12 protein-coding genes are annotated in these 19,088 nt (G+C 67.1%); 6 read left to right on the top strand and 6 right to left on the bottom strand.

Annotation, left to right across the window (positions count from 1 at the left end):
- The first annotated feature begins 54 nt into the window (after positions 1-54).
- The 4 genes from ACWIDZ_RS11380 to ACWIDZ_RS11395 all read left to right on the top strand — a co-directional run bounded on the left by ACWIDZ_RS11380 (position 55) and on the right by ACWIDZ_RS11395 (position 9,684).
- A complete protein-coding gene (locus ACWIDZ_RS11380; RefSeq protein WP_453989215.1) occupies positions 55-2,685 on the top strand; it encodes a TonB-dependent receptor domain-containing protein in 2,631 nt (876 codons plus the stop codon).
- Positions 2,686-2,772: 87 nt separating this feature from the next.
- Complete coding sequence (locus ACWIDZ_RS11385; RefSeq protein ID WP_453989216.1) at positions 2,773-4,725, top strand: prolyl oligopeptidase family serine peptidase; 1,953 nt, start codon at positions 2,773-2,775, stop codon at positions 4,723-4,725.
- 59 nt (positions 4,726-4,784) lie between these two features.
- A complete protein-coding gene (locus ACWIDZ_RS11390; RefSeq protein ID WP_453989217.1) occupies positions 4,785-5,828 on the top strand; it encodes an amidohydrolase family protein in 1,044 nt (347 codons plus the stop codon).
- A gap of 151 nt (positions 5,829-5,979) precedes the next feature.
- The gene (locus ACWIDZ_RS11395; RefSeq protein WP_453989218.1) at positions 5,980-9,684 is read left to right on the top strand and encodes an autotransporter outer membrane beta-barrel domain-containing protein; all 3,705 of its coding nucleotides are present in this window, start codon (positions 5,980-5,982) and stop codon (positions 9,682-9,684) included.
- 17 nt (positions 9,685-9,701) lie between these two features.
- On the opposite strand, the gene ACWIDZ_RS11400 is transcribed toward ACWIDZ_RS11395, so the two are convergent.
- Both ACWIDZ_RS11400 and ACWIDZ_RS11405 read right to left on the bottom strand, forming a co-directional pair.
- A complete protein-coding gene (locus ACWIDZ_RS11400) occupies positions 9,702-10,733 on the bottom strand; it encodes a DUF6607 family protein (protein WP_453989219.1) in 1,032 nt (343 codons plus the stop codon).
- An 8-nt stretch (positions 10,734-10,741) separates the two neighbouring features.
- Positions 10,742-12,955, bottom strand: coding sequence for a TonB-dependent hemoglobin/transferrin/lactoferrin family receptor (locus tag ACWIDZ_RS11405; RefSeq protein ID WP_453989220.1), 2,214 nt, complete (start codon positions 12,953-12,955; stop codon positions 10,742-10,744).
- 299 nt (positions 12,956-13,254) lie between these two features.
- On the opposite strand from ACWIDZ_RS11405, the gene ACWIDZ_RS11410 reads away from it, so the two are divergent.
- Positions 13,255-15,813, top strand: a complete 2,559-nt coding sequence (locus ACWIDZ_RS11410; RefSeq protein WP_453989221.1) for a TonB-dependent receptor — start codon at positions 13,255-13,257, stop codon at positions 15,811-15,813.
- An 11-nt stretch (positions 15,814-15,824) separates the two neighbouring features.
- On the top strand, positions 15,825-17,504 hold the full coding sequence (locus ACWIDZ_RS11415; RefSeq protein ID WP_453989222.1) for an alkaline phosphatase D family protein: 1,680 nt from the start codon (positions 15,825-15,827) through the stop codon (positions 17,502-17,504).
- Positions 17,505-17,514: 10 nt separating this feature from the next.
- On the opposite strand, the gene ACWIDZ_RS11420 is transcribed toward ACWIDZ_RS11415, so the two are convergent.
- The 4 genes from ACWIDZ_RS11420 to ACWIDZ_RS11435 form a co-directional block, all read right to left on the bottom strand.
- Complete coding sequence (locus tag ACWIDZ_RS11420; protein WP_291783208.1) at positions 17,515-17,979, bottom strand: MarR family winged helix-turn-helix transcriptional regulator; 465 nt, start codon at positions 17,977-17,979, stop codon at positions 17,515-17,517.
- Positions 17,980-17,998: 19 nt separating this feature from the next.
- Positions 17,999-18,145 (bottom strand): hypothetical protein, encoded by a 147-nt coding sequence (locus ACWIDZ_RS11425; protein ID WP_343831467.1) that lies wholly within the window; start codon positions 18,143-18,145, stop codon positions 17,999-18,001.
- 29 nt (positions 18,146-18,174) lie between these two features.
- The gene (locus tag ACWIDZ_RS11430) at positions 18,175-18,456 is read right to left on the bottom strand and encodes a hypothetical protein (protein ID WP_312218397.1); all 282 of its coding nucleotides are present in this window, start codon (positions 18,454-18,456) and stop codon (positions 18,175-18,177) included.
- Between the two features lie 135 nt (positions 18,457-18,591).
- The gene (locus ACWIDZ_RS11435) at positions 18,592-19,074 is read right to left on the bottom strand and encodes a hypothetical protein (protein ID WP_453989223.1); all 483 of its coding nucleotides are present in this window, start codon (positions 19,072-19,074) and stop codon (positions 18,592-18,594) included.
- Positions 19,075-19,088: the final 14 nt, after the last annotated feature.

A 19,088-nucleotide genomic window follows, 5' to 3' on the forward strand; every position in this document is an offset into this window, starting at 1 on the left:
CGTTTGACCGGATGCAGCAGCGTCCTGGCGCTTCTCGCGTGCGCCGGCGGCGCCATGGCCCAGGATGTCCCTGTGGACGAAGGGCCCTCGGCGGTCGATGAGATCGTCGTCACCGCCTCGCGGATTGATCGCGCCGGGTTCGAGGCGCCGACGCCGACCGTGCGTCTGACGGCCGAAGATCTGTCGGTCGGCGCACGTCCGAACATTGCAGCGGCCCTTAACGACATGCCGCAGTTTCGCGCGACTTCGTCGCCGCAGACCACCGGCACCAACACGGGCGCAGGCAACGCGCCGGTCGATCTGCGCGGCCTGGGCATCAGCCGCACCCTGGTGCTGATCGACGGCCGCCGTGTGTCGAGCGAGAATGACCTGAACAGCATTCCGTCGATTCTGGTGCGCAGCGCGGATGTGGTCACTGGCGGCGCTTCAGCGGCTTGGGGCTCGGGCGCCGTCGCGGGCGTGGTCAACATCGGTATCGATCGTCGGTTCACCGGCGCCAAGATCGGCGCGGAATACGGCATCTCCTCCTTCGACGACGCGGAGCAGAAGCGTTTTGAGGCGGCCTGGGGGACGGATTTCCTGGAGGGCCGGGGCCACTTCGTCATCGGCGCAGAATACCTCGACAATGAAGGCGTGGTGCCGAAGACCTCACGCCCGCGCATCGGTCGCTGGGGGCAGGTGTCGACCAATGACGGCACCGGTCGTTTCGTCACCGTGCCGGACGTCGGCTTCGCCAACGCCGCCTATGGGGGGCTGATCATGTCGGGCGTGCTGTCGGGCAAGGCCTTCAATCCTGACGGTTCGTTGCGCGACTTCGATTTCGGCCAGCAGGTCGGGACGTCGACCGTGGGCGGCGAAGGGCCGTCCAACGACGATCTCAGCCCTCTGGTCACGCCCCAGCAGCGCTTCGTCGCCATGGCCAGCGCCACCTATGACGTGACGGACACCCTGCGTTTCACCGCCGATATTCGTCACGCCAAGATGTGGAACGACTACATCTGGTTCGGCGACCATAACCGCGGCGATCTGCAGATCAGCATCGACAACGCCTTTCTGCCGACGGCGGTGCGTGACGCCATGACGGCGGCGGGTGAGACCAGCTTCACGATGGGCCGCTTCAACGCCGAGACCTATCCGCGGATCGACTTCGAACGCGTCACGACGCAGGCCACCCTGGCGCTGGATGGTGAACTGGGCGGCGGCGCCTGGCGCTGGGGCGCCTACTACAGCCATGGAGAGTTCGAGAACAACATCGACACTCCCGGCTTCCTGCTGAGGACGGAATACGCCCAGGCGGTGGACTCGGTGCTGGATCCGGCGACGGGGCAGGCGATCTGCCGCGTCTCCCTGACCAACGCCAACTCGGGCTGCGTGCCGATAAACCTGTTCGGTCTGGGCGCGCCCAGCCAGGCGGCCATGGACTATGTGACCGGCACGCCGCAGCAGCGTTCGACCACCAAGCTGGATGTCGGGGGGATCAGTCTGCGCGGCGAGCCCTTCACCCTGCCGGCCGGTGATGTCTCGGTCGCCTTCGGCGTCGAGGCGCGCAAGGAGTCGATCGACCAGACCGTCGGCGAACTGGACGCGGCCAAGGCTTTCCGGACCTTCAGCTTCTCGGCCATGTCGGGCGAGTTCTCGGTCAAGGAAGCCTTCGCCGAAGTTCTGGTCCCGGTCGTTCGTGACCTGCCCGTTCTGAACAATCTGGAGTTCAACGCGGCGGCGCGCATTTCCGATTACGACACGACCGGCTCGATCTGGTCCTGGAAGGTGGGGGCGACCAATGAGTTCTTCCCCGGTTTCCGAGGCCGCATCACCCAGTCGCGCGACATCCGTTCGGCGAATCTGTCGGAGCTCTACACCCAGACGACGACCGGCTATAACAACATCAACGATCCGGCCAAGAACCAGACCGTCTATGTGCTGAACAACGGCGGCGGCAATCCGGATCTGACGCCAGAGACGGCCGACACCCTGACGATCGGCGTCACCTATGCGCCGCCGTCGATCCCCGGCCTGAACATGTCGCTCGACTACTACAACATCAAGATCGACGACGTGATCACCACCATCGCGCCGCAGGACCTCGTGAACCGCTGCTTCAACGGCAACACCGCCCTGTGCAGCAAGATCGAACGCAACGCCCAGGGCGACCTGGTCCGCACCATGTCCACCTATGTGAACCTGGCCGAGTACCAGACCGACGGCGTGGACGCCGAGATCTCCTACGCGGCGCCGCTGGACCGCTTCTTCCCTGAAGCGTCGGGTCGGGTGACGGCGCGTCTGGTCGGAACCTGGGTGAACAGCCTGACCACCAACGACGGCGTCAGCGAGATCCAGTACGTCAAGTCTCAGGGCTACTCCTTCGGCCTGGGCGTGCCGGAATGGCGTCTGAACGGCTCGCTGGGCTGGAAGGGGGATGTGTTCGGGGCGAACCTGCGCGCCCGCTACATCTCGGCCGGCGACTACAACAGCACGATCAAGATCGTGAACAACCACATCGGCAGCTATACCTACTTCGACCTGGGCGCGACGGCGGACCTGACCCGCTTCGGGGCGCAGGGGGTGGAGCTCTACGCCAACGCCACCAACCTGTTCGATCGCCAGCCGCCGGTGGGGTCGCTGTTCTCTCCCTACTACGACGTCATTGGCCGTTACGTCACGATCGGCGCGCGGGCTCGCTTCTAGGTCTGAGCCTTCGTGTCCTTGTCGCCGGCTCCCCAACCCTGACCAGGGAGCCGGCGCCTCCTTCCCTTGCCGAGAGGGCCTGATTTCATGATTTCCCGACTTCCCCTGGTGTTGGCCGCCGCCGTGGCCGCCAGCGCCTTCGCCGCACCTGTGCTCGCCGAAGCGCCCAAGCCGGCCGCCATTGTCGCGGACGGGCTGCCGCCGGTGCCGGACGCCCTGGTTGCGGCGACTCAGCCCTATCTGGAGGCGCGCCGTGCGGCCTTCCTAGGATGGAGCGCTGTAGATCGCTCCATGCTGGTCAAGACGCGCTTCGGCGCCAGCGACCAGCTGCACCGTGTCGCCGCGCCCGGCGCGGCCCGCACCCAGATCAGCTTTGAGGCCGAACCGGTGATGTTCGGCGCGCCGTCGCCCGCCGATGGGACGCTGTTGGTCCAGAAGGACAACGGCGGCGACGAATTCTATCAGCTTTACACTCTCCATGACGGGCGGCTGAGCCTGCTGACCGACGGCCGCAGCCGTAACTGGTTCGGCGCCTGGAGCCCGGACGGCCGCAAGGTCGGCTACGCTTCGTCCCGTCGCAACGGCGCGGACATGGACCTCTATGTCGTCGAGCCGGGCGTCGCCGGATCGGATCGCCTGGTGGCTCAGGTCTCGGGCGGCGGGTGGAATATCGCCGACTTCTCCCATGACGGTCGCAAGGCCCTGGTCCTGAACCGCAAGTCCATCAATGACGCCGCAGTCTATGAACTGGACCTGGCGTCAGGCCAGATGACCGCTCTGACTGATCCGGAGGCGCAGGTCTCCTATGTCGATCCGCGCTACGGCGCTGACGGCGGCGTTTACGCCACCTCGAACCGCGACTCCGACTTCCTGCGCCTGGGCCGTATCCAGGGCGGCGCCTTCGTTCCGATCAGCCGTGAGGCGAAATGGGATGTGACCGACTACGCCCTGGCGCCGGACGGCTCCTTCGCAGCCTATGCGATCAATGAGGCCGGCGTCACCCGTCTGCGGGTGCTGGATCTGAAGAGCGGAGAGGCGAGGGCGGTCGACGGCCTGCCGGCCGGCGTGCTGCACTGGAGCTTCGGCGACACCATTCAGATCGCGCCCTGGGGCGAGATCGGTCTCAGCCTGTCTTCGGCTCAGGTGCCGGGCGACGCCTTCTCCATCGATCCCAAGACGCTGGCCGTGCGCCAGTGGACGTTCAGCGAGACGGGCGGGCTGGACCCCAAAGCCAATGTCGAACCGACGTTGGTGGAGATCCAGAGCTTCGACGGCGAGACGGTCTCGGGCTTCCTTTATCAGCCGGACGCGGCAAAATTTCCCGGCCAGCGGCCGCTGATCATCGACATCCACGGCGGCCCCGAGGGTCAGACGCGACCCGAGTTCCTGGGCCCGCAGAACTATCTGCTCAACGAACTGGGGGTGGCGCTGTTCTTCCCCAATGTGCGGGGGTCGAGCGGCTATGGCTCGCGCTTCGTCAACCTGGACAATGGGCCTTGGCGTCGTGAGGATTCGGTCAAGGACATCGGCGCCCTGCTGAGCGCCCTCCAGCAGAATCCGTCGCTCGACGCCTCGCGCTTTGCTGTGACCGGCATCTCCTATGGCGGCTACATGTGCTACGCCACGGCGGTTCACTACAGCGATCAGTTGAAGGGGGCGAACTGCTATGTCGCCATCTCCAACTTCGTCACCTTCCTGGAGAACACCCAGTCCTATCGCCGCGACCTGCGGCGGGTGGAGTATGGCGACGAGCGCGACCCGAAACAGCGCGCCCAGCTTCAGGCCATCTCGCCGCTGACCAACGTGGATCGGATCAGCATTCCCCTGCTGGTGTCGACGGGCGGCAACGATCCGCGCGTGCCGGCTTCCGAAGCCGATCAGATCGTCAAGGCGGTCCGCAGCAACGGCGGCACGGCCTGGCATCTGCTGGCCGAGAACGAAGGCCACGGATTCCACAAGAAGGAGAACGTGGACTACTACTTCTGGACCAGTCTGCAGTTCTGGCAGGAAACCCTGCTCAGCGGCGCGGCTTCGCGCTGAGTATTCCGCGATGGGGCGCCGGTAATGGCGTCTCATCGCGCCCTCTTTCCGAGTCCTTCATGTTTCTGAAAAAGGTCGCTCTGGCGACGGCTTTGTCATGCCTGTTCGCCGGTTCGGCGGCTGCGTCCCCGATCGCTGTGGATCATCATGTCCATGTCCACTCGCCGGCGATCCTCTCCTTCCTGCCGGGCTATTGCCGCAGCCCTGGGCGGATCGGCGCTTGCCCGGATATCTTCGTCCAGCCGCTGACGGCTGATGATCTGCTGGCGACAATGGACCGGGCCGCGGTGAGGCAGGCCTGGCTGATGTCCACCGCCTATCTGGCGGAAAGCCCCATGATGGTTCCGCCTGCGCCGGACGCGGCTGAGCTCGTGCGGTCGGCAAACGCCTTCACCGTCGGCCTGGCGCGAGAACGCCCGGACCGCTTCGTCGCATTCATCGGGATCAATCCGCTGACCTCGACGGCCTTGCCCGAGCTGGCGTTCTGGGCCGACGAGCCGGCGGCGGCGGGCGTGAAGCTGCACCTTACCAACTCAGGCCTCGACCTCAGGGACAAGGTACATGTCGCCCGCCTGGCGCGGGTGTTCGAGGCGGCGGGGCGTCACCGCAAGACGATCATGATCCACATGCGCACCCGCGCCGAGGACTATGGCGCGCAGGACGTGGAGATCTTCCTGAAGGAGGTGCTGCCGCACGCTGGCGGAAGTCCTGTCTTCATCGCGCATTCGGGTGGGTGGGGCGGCCTGGACGCCAACACCTGGTCGGCCATCGACGCCTTCGCGGAGGCGTTGGAGCGTGAGCCGGGCCTGGGCGCCTCGCTTCATTTCGACCTGGCCCAGACTTTCGACGCCGAGACGCCCGATGAAGATTTGGCTCGCCTTGCGGCTGTGATGCGGCGGATCGGTCTGGAGCGTTTTGCGCTTGGTTCGGATTGGCCGTTCTCTGGCGAGTTGGCAGGCTATTTCGGCTCTGCGTTCGAGCGCTTGCCGCTCACTTCCGCTGAGCGCGGCCAACTGACCCCAGCTCACGCAGGCGGGAGCGTGCGGGGGCATGATCACCAGGGAATTCGCCTTGTTTCGACGTGGTCTGCACCCACGCCCTGACTCGGAACACCCTTTTGTCCGAACCCCGGCCAGGGCCAGGAATAGGCCTACCCAAGTTGCGCTGAAGCTTAACTAATTACTCTCGTCGTATCTTAACTCTTTCCGCAGCACGTATCGGCCTCAGTTTAGATATCGTCTGCGGAGTTCGCGATTGCCTGTAGCCCGTGTGGAGACGCCGGTTTCGATTGTCGGCCTTGGTTTCGGCGATTCGCGGAAGAAGGCGCTTTTGAACTCAGCCTGTCGCCATCGCGCCATCTGGGCGGCGGCGGCGGCGGTGTTGCTGCCCTCCACGCACGCGTTCGCTCAATGCGCCGCTGCGCCGGCGGCGCTCAATCTCTCCTCCGGCAGCTGCGCCGATCCGGCGTTCACCGCGAGGCAAAGCGCAGACGCCGCGCCCGTGGTCGATGTCTCTGGATCGGGAAGCTATAGCGGCGTTTCTGTCGATCTTTCCGCGTTCGGCAGCGGCCACGGCGTGCGCGCCAGCGATGACGGTACGATTTCGTTGACCGGCACGCCGTCGGACGGGGCCATGGTCACCACCTATGGCGACGACGGCCACGGCCTCTACGCCGATGGCGGGGGGCAGATCACCGGCAGCTATACCTCGGTCTATACGAACGGCGCCGGCGCTCACGGCGTCGAGGCGATCGGGACAGGCAGCAGCGTCACGCTGACCGACAGCGGGGTGAACACGGCGCTCGACAACGCGCACGGCGCCTATGCGTCGGGGGGCGGGACGATCACCCTGACCCGCACCAACGTCACGACTAGCGGCGCGGGGGCCTCTGCTGTTTTTGCGGACGCGGGCGGATCGATCGCCCTCAACGACCTGAGTACGTACAGCGATGGCCATAACGTCGCCGGCGCGGTCGCGGCGGGCGCTGACAGCAGCCTGACCCTCAACAACGCCTACGTAAACGTCTCCGGAAACGGCGGCGCCGGGCTGCTCGCGGCCGATGGCGGACTGATCACCATGAGCGGCGGCGCGATCGCGACCGGCGACTACTACGGCGGCGCCGTCACCACCGGCTCTCCGGGCATGCTGGCCCGTGGCGTCGGCAGCCGGATTCTTGTCGTCAATGGCGCGACGTCCGCCACCTACGGCGCCGACAGTCAGGGCCTGTGGGCCGACGCCGGCGGCAGGATCGACTTCGTCGGCTACGGCGTCTTCACCTATCAGCCCAATTCCTCAGGCGCAGCGGCGAGCGGGTCGGGCAGCACGGTCACCCTGACCGATACCATAGTCCGCACTTCCGGCCCTTCCAGCGCCGGCCTGCTCGTCATCGCCGGGGGCGCCGTCACCGCGAGCAACACGGAGATCACGACCGGTTATGGAAGAGGCGGGAGCAACCTTCCGGTCCTTCAGTTTCCGAGCGCCGACATAGGCCTGGAGGCCCATGGCGCGGATGTGCTCGGGGTCGGCAGCAGGCTGCAGACGCAGAACGCCCGCATCACCACGCACGGCGACGGCGCCGTCGGCGTCAGGGTCAGCCAGGGCGCCTCGGCCTCGATCGTCGGCGGCTCTATCACGACCAACGGAGCCGACACAGCCGCGATCGGCGGCGCCGACGCCGTCCGGGCGACCGACGACGACAGCAGCATCACCCTGTCCGGAACCTCGGTCAAAACGACGAACATCAACGCCGCGGGCCTGCATGCGATGGCAGGCGGCGCGATCGCCGCCACCGACGCCACGGTCGCTACGCAGGGAGCGAACGCCTTCGGCGTATCCGCGCGGGACGCTGACAGCAGCATCACCCTGACCAACACGAACGTCGCCACCTCAGGCGACGCCGCGTTCGGAGTCCGGGCCGGCGATGCAGGGACGGTGCAGATCGCGGGCGGTTCGGTCGAAACCGCCGGCGCCGCTGCGCACGGCGTCGCCGCCGTCAACGGCGGGGACCTCACGATTTCGGGCGCGGCCGTCGCGGCGAACGGAGCCGGATCGTCGGCGATCTACCTCGCGGGCAGCGCGGCGAACACCGTGTCGATCACCGGCGGCAGCCTGAGCGCCGCTGACGGCGCGATCGTCCTTTCCGAAGGCGGGACGGGCGTGGTCTCGATCGGCGGCGGCGCCGTGCTCAACCCCGCCGTCGTCAACGGCCGGCCCCTGCTGGCGCAGGTGAGCGACGACGCCACAGGTGTGGCCAGCGACCTGACGCTGAACATCGCCGACATGCCGTCCCTGACGGGCGACATCGTCGTCGACGCATCGACCCTCGCCTATAATCTGAGCAACAGCAGCTGGACGGGCGATCACCGTCTGATCGGCTCCGGAAGCGCGACCAGCGCCAGCCTGACCGCTTCGCAATGGACGGGCGACCTGCTCGCCGACCCCGGCAACACCGCCGACGTGTCCCTGGCGCAGGGCAGTCTCTGGACCGGCTTGGCGCGAAATGCGGCCGATATCACGATCGACGCCGACAGCGCCTGGAACCTGACCGGTGTTTCCAGCGCGACCGGCGCATTGACCAACGCCGGCGTGATCCAGTTCCTGGCGAGACAGGACGGCTACAGTACGCTGACGGTCGGCGGCTATACGGGCGGCGCAGGGAGCCGCATCGGCTTCAACACCTATCTCGGCGGCGACGCCTCGCCCACCAACCTGCTGGTGATCAATGGCGGTCAGGCCGGCGGCACGACCACCATCCTGGTCAACAATACCGGCGGCCCCGGCGCGCTGACCGTGGACGACGGCATTCGGCTGGTCCAGGTGACCGGCGGCGGCGCGACGACGGCCGAGGCCTTCACGCTGGGCCAGCGCGTCGTGGCGGGCGCCTATGAGTATCAGCTCTTCCGGGGCGGCGACTCCGATCCGGGCGACTGGTTCCTTCGGTCTCATCTCAAGAGCGAGGATCCGAACGGGCCCGACATTCCGATCTATCGTCCCGAGACGTCGCTCTACGCGCCTATTCCTGCGATCGCGCGGCAGATGGCCCTTTCAACCCTGGGGACGTTGCACCAGCGCGTCGGCGATCAGGAAAACCTGCGAGGCTCGGGGGAGCGGCGAACCTATGTGAACGGCGCCTGGGGGCGACTGTTCGGGGCGCGGCTGGACAACCGATGGGGCGGACCGGCCGAGGCTCGGGCCGAAGGCGATCTGGTCGGGTTCCAGACCGGGCTCGACCTCTTCCGGCGGACGACGGACAGCGGCCGTCGCGATCACGTCGGCCTGTATGTGGCCTATACCGACCACGACGCGTCGATGAGCGGCCTTGCACGCGGGATGCGGGATCTGGAGGTGGGTCGCCTGCAAACGGACGGCTCGTCTGTCGGGGCTTACTGGACGCATTTCGGCCCGACGGGCTGGTATGTCGATACGGTCCTGCAGCAGAGCTGGTACGACATGGAGGCGACGTCCCTTTACGGCTCCGAAGCCTCGACCGAGACGACCGGATACACGGCGTCGCTCGAGACCGGCTATCCCATCACCCTGCGAGAGAACTGGCTGGTCGAGCCGCAGGCGCAGATCGTCTACCAGGATGTGCGGGTGGACGGGACGCAGGACCAGTATTCGAGCGTCGACTGGGATGAAGGGTCGGCCTGGACCGGGCGGATCGGGGCGCGTTTGCAATACACCCGCCGCGACGCGCGCGGGACGCTTTGGCAGCCGTATGGACGGATCAATCTCTGGCGCGCCTTCTCCGGCCAGGACGGCGTGATCCTGGGGCAATCCTCCCCCGCGATCGAGAACCGGTTCGGCCACACGGCGCTGGAAGTCGGCGGCGGCCTCACCGCTCGCGTGAGCACGAACGTGAGCCTCTACGGTCAGGCCAGCCATCGGTGGACGATCGACGGCGACCAGAGCCGCCAGACCGCCACCGAGGCCGCCTTGGGTCTTCGTATAAACTGGTAGGGCGGAGGGAACCGCCCTCAGGGGCGGGTCGCCTCGTTGATCAGGGCGCGAGCCCGTTCCGCCGCCGCCTCGGTGGTCAGTTCGCCGGCGTTGATCTTGTCCGCCATCTCCATCAGAGCGGCGCTGGTGACGGCGCCGGTGTCGGCGACTTCCTGCACATGGACGCCGCCGTCGCGGGTGATGACGGCGTCCCAGGCGGCGCGGACCTCGGCCCAATAGGCCTTCGTCGCGGCCCAATAGTCGTCGCCGGGCTTGGGTTCGAAGGCGGCGGACGCGTCATAGGTGTTGACCACGTCCTCCTGCACCATGGCGCGAGGCTCGCCGCCGTCGCGGCCGGTCATCTTGACGTTGTCCTGGATATGGACCCAGCCGCCGGGACGGATGACGTGGCGATTGGTCCCGAGATAGCGATCGTAGACCGGGTTCCGCACGGCGTCGCGGCGAGCCAGGGGGCGCCAGGTCGGGCCCGAGGTCCAGACCGTCATGCCGTTGTCGTAGCTCCAGCGCCCCACGCCGCCGTAACGGGGCGAATCGTCTGTCTGCCAGACCGTCTGGGACCAGGCGCCCCGACGGTCCTCTGCGGACACAGGCGTCAGGGTCCACTGGTCGGGGCCGGCGTAGATCAGGACGGTCTCGGGCTGATAGGTCCAATCCTGGCGCCAGTGCTTGACGAGGATGGTCTGACCCTCGTGATACATGACCAGGATGTGCTGCAGGCTGATGCGGTCGCCCGTGTCATGGACGACGCGCACGATCTCCGTTCCGCCGGACGTCTTGGGTTCAAGCGGCTGATAGTCGGCTTGCAGGCCGACGGTTTCACGCATGTTGAAACGCACGCGATAGTCGCCGACCTGGGCCAGGATGGCCTGGCGGTCGCGTTCAAAGGCGCTGGTCGGCGCCGGTGACGACGCCTGGGCCTGGGGCGAGGTCGAGGCGAGGGGCAGGGCCTGGGCGGCGGAGGCGCCGGTCAGCAGGGCCGCAGCGATCAGGATGGCGCGCATCGGTTGTCCGTTCTTGTGCAGGAGAAGAGCTTCGCGTTTGTGGGTCATGAGGTGGTTCACAGGCGGATGTTCAGCGAGACGCCGACGTTGCGGCCCGGCTGGGTGAAGGCGTCGAGCGTGGCCGGACGGGCGCCGACGGCGGGGCGGTTCAGGCCGCGCACGTCGCTCCACCAGGCGTATTTCTCGTCGAAGACATTGAAGACGCCGGCGCGCAGGGTGGCCCGCTCTGTCACGTTCCAGAAGGCGGTGACGTCCAGCAGGGTGAAGCGCTCGCCCGGCCAGCACAGGCCGCCGCCGCATTCGTGGTTGGACTTGCGGTCCGACCAGGTGACGGTGGCGCTTCCGCCCCAGACGCCTGAGGGGGCGGCGTAGTTCAGCCCGCCGACCAGCTTGATCGGATCGACGCTGGTCAGGGCGCCGCGTTCGCCGTCCGTCTCCTGCTCGCCGTCTGCGAAGGAGGCGGTGACGATGGCCGAGAGGCCGTTGTCCCAGTGGATGTCGCCGCGCGCTTCCAGGCCCCAGATCTCGACCTTGGTCAGGTTGACGTACTGATAGATCAGCGGATCGACGCCCGGCACGCCGGTTCCGCGCACCACCACCTGATTGATGAAGTCGTCGTATTCCGTGCGGAAAGCCGTGGCCTGCAGCGAAAGGACGCCGCCGAAGACATCCAGATTGCGGAAGCGGAAGCCGCCCTCGATGCTCTCGCTGGTCTCGGGCTTCAGGTCTGGATTGGGGATGGACTCATAGCCGAACACCGGGTTGGCGAAGAAGTTGTTCACCTGCATGGGCGAGGGCGCCTTGAAGCCCTGGGCGTAGTTGGCGAAGACGCCGAAGTGATCGTCCGCCCAGTAGATGGCGCCGATCTTGGGCGACAGATGGCTGTCGCTCTGCCCCTCGGCCGGGGCCGGGAACAGGGCGTCGGCCTTGGGCGTCAGCTCATACCAGTCGTAGCGCAGGGCCGGAATGATGCTGAGGCGGCCGCCCAGCAGATCGATCTCGTCCTGTATGAACAGGCCGGCCAGGTCATACTCGGTCTTGGGGAAAGGACGGGCGGGGAAGGGTTCGCCCATCGGGGGAAGCGTGCCGTCGCGGACGCCTTCCTGGGTCGTCCGCGACCCGTCGACGCCGAAGGTGACCCGGTGGCGAACAGCCTCGCCGCCGAAGCTCTTGGAACCCTGCGCCGCCAGGCCCCAGACGGCGTTGTCGAAGGTCACGTCGCGGGTGCGATCGCCCAGCGTCGGACGCTGCTCAAAGGTGAACTGACGCGTCGTCGCATCCTGCCAGAAGACGGCGGCGGAGCCGGACTCGAGGCCCAGGAAGTCGTCGAAACGCCAGTCAAGGCTGACGCGGTCCCGCTGCGTCTCGTCCTGGGCGCTCAGGCCGGTGACGGAGGCGGAATAGCTGCTGAGCGCCTCGCCCTCCATGTCCTGGTCAAAGTGGTCGTAGGTCAGGCGCAGAGTGTGATTGGGCGCTGCGTCCCAGACCAGCTTGGCCAGCACGGCGTTGGAGGCGAAGTCCTGAGGGTTGGGCTGGGTGCGGGCCGCGCCGACGCCGCCCGTTTCGGCCATGTTCTCGGTCTCCTGGGAGTCGCGACGGGTGTAGGCCAGCAGGCCTGACAGGGGCCCGCTGCGCCCGGCCAAAGCCAGGCCTTCGGTCCAGCCCTCGTCGGCGGAGTTGTAGCCGACCCGCGCACGGGCGCCGAAGCTGCGGCCCGCCTCGATGAAGTCGGTCGGGTCCTTCGAGGTGAAGCTGACCGCCCCGGCGATGCCGTCCGAGCCGTAGAGGGCCGAGGCCGGACCGCGCAAAATCTCGACCGACTTGACCAGATCCAGATCGTTGTAGCCGCCGCGCCCCACAGCTTGCGCCCCGAAGGCGAAGCCGTCCGGCACCCGCACCCCGTCCTGCACGATCAGCACCCGGTTGCCGCCCATGCCGCGGATGGTGAAGCCCGAATTGCCGTCGCGTCCGGCGCCCGACAGGGCGGCCGAGAAGCGGGCGGGGCTGGTCGGAACGCTGACGCCCGGTTCGAACCGGATCAGGTCCTTGATGTCGGTGACCAGATTGGTCTCGATCGCCTCGGCGGTGATGACGCTGACGCTGGCCGGAACTTCATCGACGCGGCGTTCGGTGCGGGTGCCGACGACGGTGACGGGCGCCACCCGCACCGGCTGGTTCAGATCGATCGCGGAGGCAGCCTCCTCGGCGATGGCCGGGAAGGCGGCGGCGAGGGCTGAGAGCCCGGCGGAAATCATCAATAGCGAACGCATCGGCGGCACCCCGTTGGAAACAGGCTCTGCCTTTAATGCGAACGATTATCAGAATCAATCTAAGTTTGGTTCGAGACCCGGATTCATCACTTGCCGTTCGATCATCTGCGCGTTGGCGATGCCGAACTTGCGGCCAGGCGCCCTTGCTTCAAGGATGAGGCTGCGGCCGGAAAAATAGGGTGTGGTGCGAGGAAGTTTCGCCTGTTCGCCGCCGCAGCTTCATTCGGCTGTGGCCGGCTCGTCGCGCACGCGACATTCAGCATCTCTAGGTCTGTCCTGCTTTCTCAGGGGGTAAGACCATGAAGCCGATCAGCCTCAAGCGTGGATTTCTGGCGGGCACCGCTGTTGCGGGCCTGATGGCGGCGGGCACCGCCCATGCCCAGAGCGTTTCGCCGGGCGAGGCGACGACCGCCGTGGACGACATCGTGGTGACGGCCCAGCTGCGCGCTCAGGACCCGATCGAGGTGCCGTTCGCCCTGACGGCCTACAGCGGCGACTTTCTGGAAAACCTGGGCGTGCAGGAGTTCGACCAGCTGTCGGCCTTCGTGCCGGGCTTCCTGGTGCAGAACCAGTCGCCGAACAATCCGGGCTTCGTGATGCGCGGCATCACCTCGGACTCCGGCGCCGCCACCGCCGAGCCGCGCGTGTCGGTGTTTCAGGATGGGGTGTCGATCTCCAAGTCGCGCGGCTCCTATGTCGAATTGTTCGACATGGAGCGGGTCGAGGTGGCCAAGGGGCCGCAGTCGACCCTCTATGGCCGCGGCGCCCTGATCGGCGCGGTCAACCTGGTGCAGAATCGCGCCCGTCCGGGCCGGTTCGACGCCGGCGCCCGTATCGAGGCGGGCGATCTGGACTATCGCGCGGTCGAGGGCTTCGTGAATGCGCCGGTAGGCGAAACCGGCGCCTTGCGCCTGGCGGCGCGGATGAAGACGCGCGGCGGCACGGTCGAGAACCTGCTGGGCGGCGAGGACTATAATTCGATCGAGACCAAGGCGCTGCGCCTGTCGGGCGCCTGGGCGCCGACCGACAATCTGCGCGCCGATCTGATCGCCAACTATCAGAAGGACTCGGCCAGCGGCACCTCGTTCAAGTCGATCGCCTATGACCCCTTCGACCCGACGACGGGCGCGTCCCTGGGCGGTCGTGCGCCGTGGGACGGCGCGGCCCTGACGCCGGGCGCGGACTTCGACGGCGGCGTCGGCCTGGGCCTGGATCGCGAGGTCTGGGGCGTGACGGGCCTTGTGAAGTGGGACCTGTCGCCGTCGCTGACGCTGAACTCGACCACGGCCTATCGCCAGTTTGACTCGACCGAGGTGTTCGACCCGGACGGCACGTCGCTGCCGCTGCTGACGGCGGCCGAGCACGCTTATGGCGAGCAGTGGAGCCAGGAGTTCCGCCTGAACTTCGACAACGGCGGCCGCTTCTCTGGCTTCGTCGGCGCAGGCTATTTCAACGAGGAAGGCTTCCAGCGGATGCCGACCCAGTTCGACGAGCGGCTGGCCCTGCTGCAACTGGCGACGCCGCTGGGTGACCAGCGGTTGAAGATGGTCTACGCCGCGCCGACGCCGTTGCTGATGGGCGGCATTCTCCAGTCCATGCTGCCCGCCGCAGCGCATCCGCTGATCCCAGGCATCGTCGGCAATCTGAAGCCCGCCCATATCGAGACGGCGACGAACCGGGCTGATCTGACCTCCTATGATCTGTTCGGCGATCTGACCTTCAAGGCGACCGATCGGTTGGAGTTCTCGGGCGGGGTGCGCTGGACGCGCGACGACAAGACTACGGGCTATTCGGCGGCGGTGCTGAACGGCCGTTCCATCGCCGGCGGCCTGGTGGCGGTGCAGACCCTCGGCGTTCAGGCCCAGCAACTGGCACAGGCCGGAGACTTGGCCGGCGCTCAGCGGCTGCAACAGCAGATCACGGCCATCCTGACGGGGCTGGCGACGCCGGGAGCGGCCGACCTGCCGCTGGCCTCGGGCTTGCCTCTGTTCGCGCTGACGGCTCAGCCGACCGCCAATAACGGCGACCTGATCCAGGCGGATCACGAGGACGACGGCTTCACCTGGCGTCTGACGGCGCGCTACGCCGTGTCGGACGACGCCAGCCTCTACGCCAACTATGCGCGCGGCCGTCGCCCCGAGGTGCTGGAGGTGCGCGGCCCGTCCGTGCCGCTGGGCGCCCCGACCTTTGAAGTCATCCCCGCCGAGACCGTCGACAGCTTCGAGGTCGGCTACAAGGCGGCGCTGATGGATCGCCGCCTGCGCCTGGACGGGGCGGTGTTCCACTACGCCTACGACAACTTCCAGACGACCGAGCAGGACGGCACCCGCTTCGTCACCGTCAATGCGGGCAAGGCCAACGCCTATGGGTTTGAAGGCCAGGTCGCCTTTGCTGCGACGCCGACCTTCGATCTGTTCGGCACCTACGGCTACAACCACTCGCGCTTCGACGGCGGCGCGCGCGACGGCAATCGCTTCCGCCTGTCGCCGGATCACATGGCCTCGATCGGCGCGACCTGGCGCCTGCCGGTCGAGACCGGGACCATCGAGATCCAGCCGACCTACACCTGGCAGTCCAAGGTCTTCTTCGATGACGACAACGACCGCCCGGAGCTACAGACCGGCAACTTCGTCGCCGACACCGCGCAGGACGAATACCAGGACGGCTACGGCCTGCTGAACCTGCGGGTGCGCTACGCCCCGTTGTCGGGGAACTGGGGCGTCGAGGCCTTCGGCGACAACATCCTGGACGAGGAATACATCAAGGACGCGGGCAACACCGGCGATGCGCTGGGCCTGCCGACCTTCATCGCCGGACGGGGCGCCAGCTACGGCGTCGCCTTCACCCTGCGCTACTGAGGACCAGAGCCATGACCATGAACCGTCGCGGCCTTCTGGGCCTGTTCGGCGCGGGCGCGGCGGCGGGCTGCGCCACGGTCCCGACGGGCGAAGGCGTCGCTGTCGCCTTCGTCCACGGCGTGGCCTCGGGCGATCCGGCGACCGACCGGGTGATCCTGTGGACGCGCGTGACTCCGGCGGACGACCAGGCCGGGCCGGTCTCGGTCGTCTGGCGCGTGCTGGACCGGGAGGGCGACCGCGTCGTCGCCTCGGGCCGGTTCGAGACGGGGCCTGAGCGCGACTATACGGTCAAGGTCGACGCGGCGGGCCTGCGCCCCGGCCGCGACTATCGCTACGACTTCGCTGTGGGCGACACACGCTCGCCTGTGGGCCGCACCCGCACCCTGGCGGCGGAGGGCGTCACGCCGGTCAATCTGGCGGTGGTGTCGTGCCAACTGCACCCCGGCGGTCTGTTCAACGCCTATGAGGCGATCGCCGCCCTGCCGACCCTCGACGTCGTGGTTCATCTGGGCGACTACATCTACGAATACGGGGCGGATTCCGACGCCTACGGCATGGCGACCGGGCCGACGCTGGGCCGCGTGCCCGAGCCGGCGCACGAGATCGTCTCCCTGGCCGACTATCGGCTGCGCCACGCCCAGTACAAGCGCGACGCCGACCTCCAGGCCGCCCACGCCCGCGCGCCCTTCATCTGCGTCTGGGACGACCATGAGACGGCCAACGACGCCTGGCTGCACGGCGCTGAGAACCACCAGCCCGAGACCGAAGGCGACTTCGCCCAGCGCAAGGCGGCGGCGCTGAAGGCCTATTATGAGTGGATGCCGATCCGCGAAGCCGCGCCCGGCGCGTTGAAGGAGGCGATCCATCGCAGCTTCCACTTCGGCGACCTGGCCAGTCTGATGATGGTCGAGACCCGCCTGACCGGCCGCACCGAACCGTTGGCCTATGACAGGGATCTGACCGCCAAGGAGGGACCGGACGGCGAGGCGGTGCTGGACCTGGACGCCTTCCGCGCCAAGTTGAACGACCCGGCTCGCGACCTGATGGGGGCGCAGCAGCGCGACTGGCTGAAGCGCGAACTGACCGCCTCCAAGGCCAAGGGCCGTCCGTGGCAGGTGCTGGGCAATCAGGTCGTCATGGCGCGCGTGGCCGGTCCCGACGTGTCTCGCACCCTGACCGAGGCTCAGGTTCAGGGCCTGATGGCCCAGATCCCCGAGGCCTATCGCGACCAGTTCGAACAGGCCCTGTTCCTGTTCAAGATGGGCCTGCCGTTCAACCTCGACGCTTGGGACGGCTATCCGGCCGGGCGCGAACGGCTCTACGCCGCCTTCGCCGAGGCGGGGGTGCAGCCCATCGTCCTGGCCGGCGACAGCCACGCCTTCTGGGTCAACGAGCTGAAGGACGCGAACGGCGCGCGCCGGGCGGTCGAATTCGGGACCAGCGCGGTCTCCAGCCCCTCGATCGGCGACGCCATCGGCGGCTTCCCTCTCGGTGCGGCGCTGATGCAGGCCAATGACGAGGTGCGCTTCTGCGACCAGTCGGCCAAGGGCTTCATCCTGCTGACCCTGACCGAAGACCGGGCCGAGGCGGCCCTGATGCAGGTCTCGACCATCTTCGCCAAGCCGTTCGAGGTGACGACGTTGAAGCGCGTCGGCGTCAGCCGCGCCGATGGGGCGATCACCGGCGTCTGAGCCGAGCCGTCTAGGCGCCGGTGTCGCAATCGTTTGGGCCGACAAAGTCCTCCACCAGGTCGGACAACTGCAGGAGCAGCGCCTCGAACGCCGGTGTCACGGTTTGGAGTTCACGCAGGTTGCGCGCCGAAAGCGTCGCCAGAACGGCCTCGCCCCTGGCCGTCAGGCGCACATGAACCTTGCGCCGGTCATGGACGGCGATGTCGCGTGTGATCAGGTCTGCCGCGACCAGGCGGTTGACCAGTTCGGCCGTGCTGTGGGGGCGTAGCAGCAAGCGGTTGGCCAGGTCACCGACCGTCATCTCACTGGTGAAACTCTGCGCCTTGATCGCCAGCAAGGCCTGATGTTGCTGGGATGTCAGGCCTGCCGCCTTGGCTCCCTGTTCGGCGAAGGCCAGGTACCGCCTGATGGTGAAACGGAACCGGGCTAGGGATTCGAAATCCGCCTGGGTCAGTTCGGTGGAGGGATGCGACATCAGGCGACGACCATACAGGCTACAGGTTCTTGTTTCTCTTGATGACGGACCAGCCGATCGCCGACAGGCCGGACAGGATGAAGGCCACGCCAATGAGGGCCTTGACCATATTCGCCGTCAGACTGCCGCTTACCATCAGAAAGATGCCGATCAGCAGCGCCAGCATGCCTGACGCCGCGAACACGAGCACGGATCTCATAACAGACCTCCTCGAGCGGTCGGCGCGGCGTTCAGGGTGTCGGGGACCGGTAAGGGGAAGAAGGTGGTGGTCCCCAGAATGGCGTGACCTTGATCCTCTACGGCCATCTGAACCCCGAGGCCGGACAGGGCGAAGCGTGCAGCGATCGAACGCGCCGCAGCCTCGGCCGCCCGCCCGGAACGGAACATCTGAGCCTCGAAGCGGGGGCGACATTCCAGACGCCAGCCGGCGCCTTCATTGATCACTCGGATGGTTACGTCGTCAGGCGGTGCGGACATCGTCGTTCTCCTATGGGATCAAATATGTCGTAATACGATATAATTGCAAGCGAGCAGCCCCTGGCGGTTCCGTCGCGCCTCGAACGGCGACGTCTTACAGGCCGAGCACTCGCTGTTCGGCGGGAACCTGGACGATCAGGCCATGGCGCGCACGGGTGACGCGCGCCATTGCATTGAGCCCACCCCTACAAGGATCAGAAGCTTGCCTGTCTCCAACGCCACGTAGAGCCAGTGGTGCTCAGAGGGCGGCGGTGTTTCGCCGGCGGTGATGAAGGCGATCCGAGCGTCGAGTATCGGCAGAAGCCATAGAGACTGCGCTGCAAGGACAAGCGCCAGCACGCCCACGCAGATCCAGAGGCCAAGCGGGACGCTCGTTCGCCCGACCCATGCGACAGCCAGGGCCAGCAGAACGACCAGGCCCCATTCCACACGTGTGAACAGGGCGAAGGTCGCCTGGCCGACCTCCAGCGCCGTCGCCAGGGTCAGCGACGGCGCCTGGAACTTCACCGGCGTGGCCAGGAATGAAACGCCGATCAGCAGGCCCAGCCACAAGGTCGCAACGAAGGCGACGCTGGCGTAACGTGCTGTTGCATCTGTCGACGATCTGTAGCGGGCCATGCCGGCTCCATTCA

The sequence above is a fragment of the Brevundimonas sp. NPDC055311 genome (assembly GCF_053645695.1).

What these genes read in the sequence shown, in the direction of transcription:
- ACWIDZ_RS11430 (WP_312218397.1), bottom strand. Translation starts at nt 18,456, where the DNA reads ATGTCCGCACCGCCTGACGACGTAACCATCCGAGTGATCAATGAAGGC.
- ACWIDZ_RS11385 (WP_453989216.1), top strand. Translation starts at nt 2,773, where the DNA reads ATGATTTCCCGACTTCCCCTGGTGTTGGCCGCCGCCGTGGCCGCCAGC.
- ACWIDZ_RS11425 (WP_343831467.1), bottom strand. Translation starts at nt 18,145, where the DNA reads ATGCTGGCGCTGCTGATCGGCATCTTTCTGATGGTAAGCGGCAGTCTG.
- ACWIDZ_RS11380 (WP_453989215.1), top strand. Translation starts at nt 55, where the DNA reads ATGGCCCAGGATGTCCCTGTGGACGAAGGGCCCTCGGCGGTCGATGAG.
- ACWIDZ_RS11410 (WP_453989221.1), top strand. Translation starts at nt 13,255, where the DNA reads ATGAAGCCGATCAGCCTCAAGCGTGGATTTCTGGCGGGCACCGCTGTT.
- ACWIDZ_RS11400 (WP_453989219.1), bottom strand. Translation starts at nt 10,733, where the DNA reads ATGACCCACAAACGCGAAGCTCTTCTCCTGCACAAGAACGGACAACCG.
- ACWIDZ_RS11405 (WP_453989220.1), bottom strand. Translation starts at nt 12,955, where the DNA reads ATGCGTTCGCTATTGATGATTTCCGCCGGGCTCTCAGCCCTCGCCGCC.
- ACWIDZ_RS11415 (WP_453989222.1), top strand. Translation starts at nt 15,825, where the DNA reads ATGACCATGAACCGTCGCGGCCTTCTGGGCCTGTTCGGCGCGGGCGCG.
- ACWIDZ_RS11390 (WP_453989217.1), top strand. Translation starts at nt 4,785, where the DNA reads ATGTTTCTGAAAAAGGTCGCTCTGGCGACGGCTTTGTCATGCCTGTTC.
- ACWIDZ_RS11435 (WP_453989223.1), bottom strand. Translation starts at nt 19,074, where the DNA reads ATGGCCCGCTACAGATCGTCGACAGATGCAACAGCACGTTACGCCAGC.
- ACWIDZ_RS11420 (WP_291783208.1), bottom strand. Translation starts at nt 17,979, where the DNA reads ATGTCGCATCCCTCCACCGAACTGACCCAGGCGGATTTCGAATCCCTA.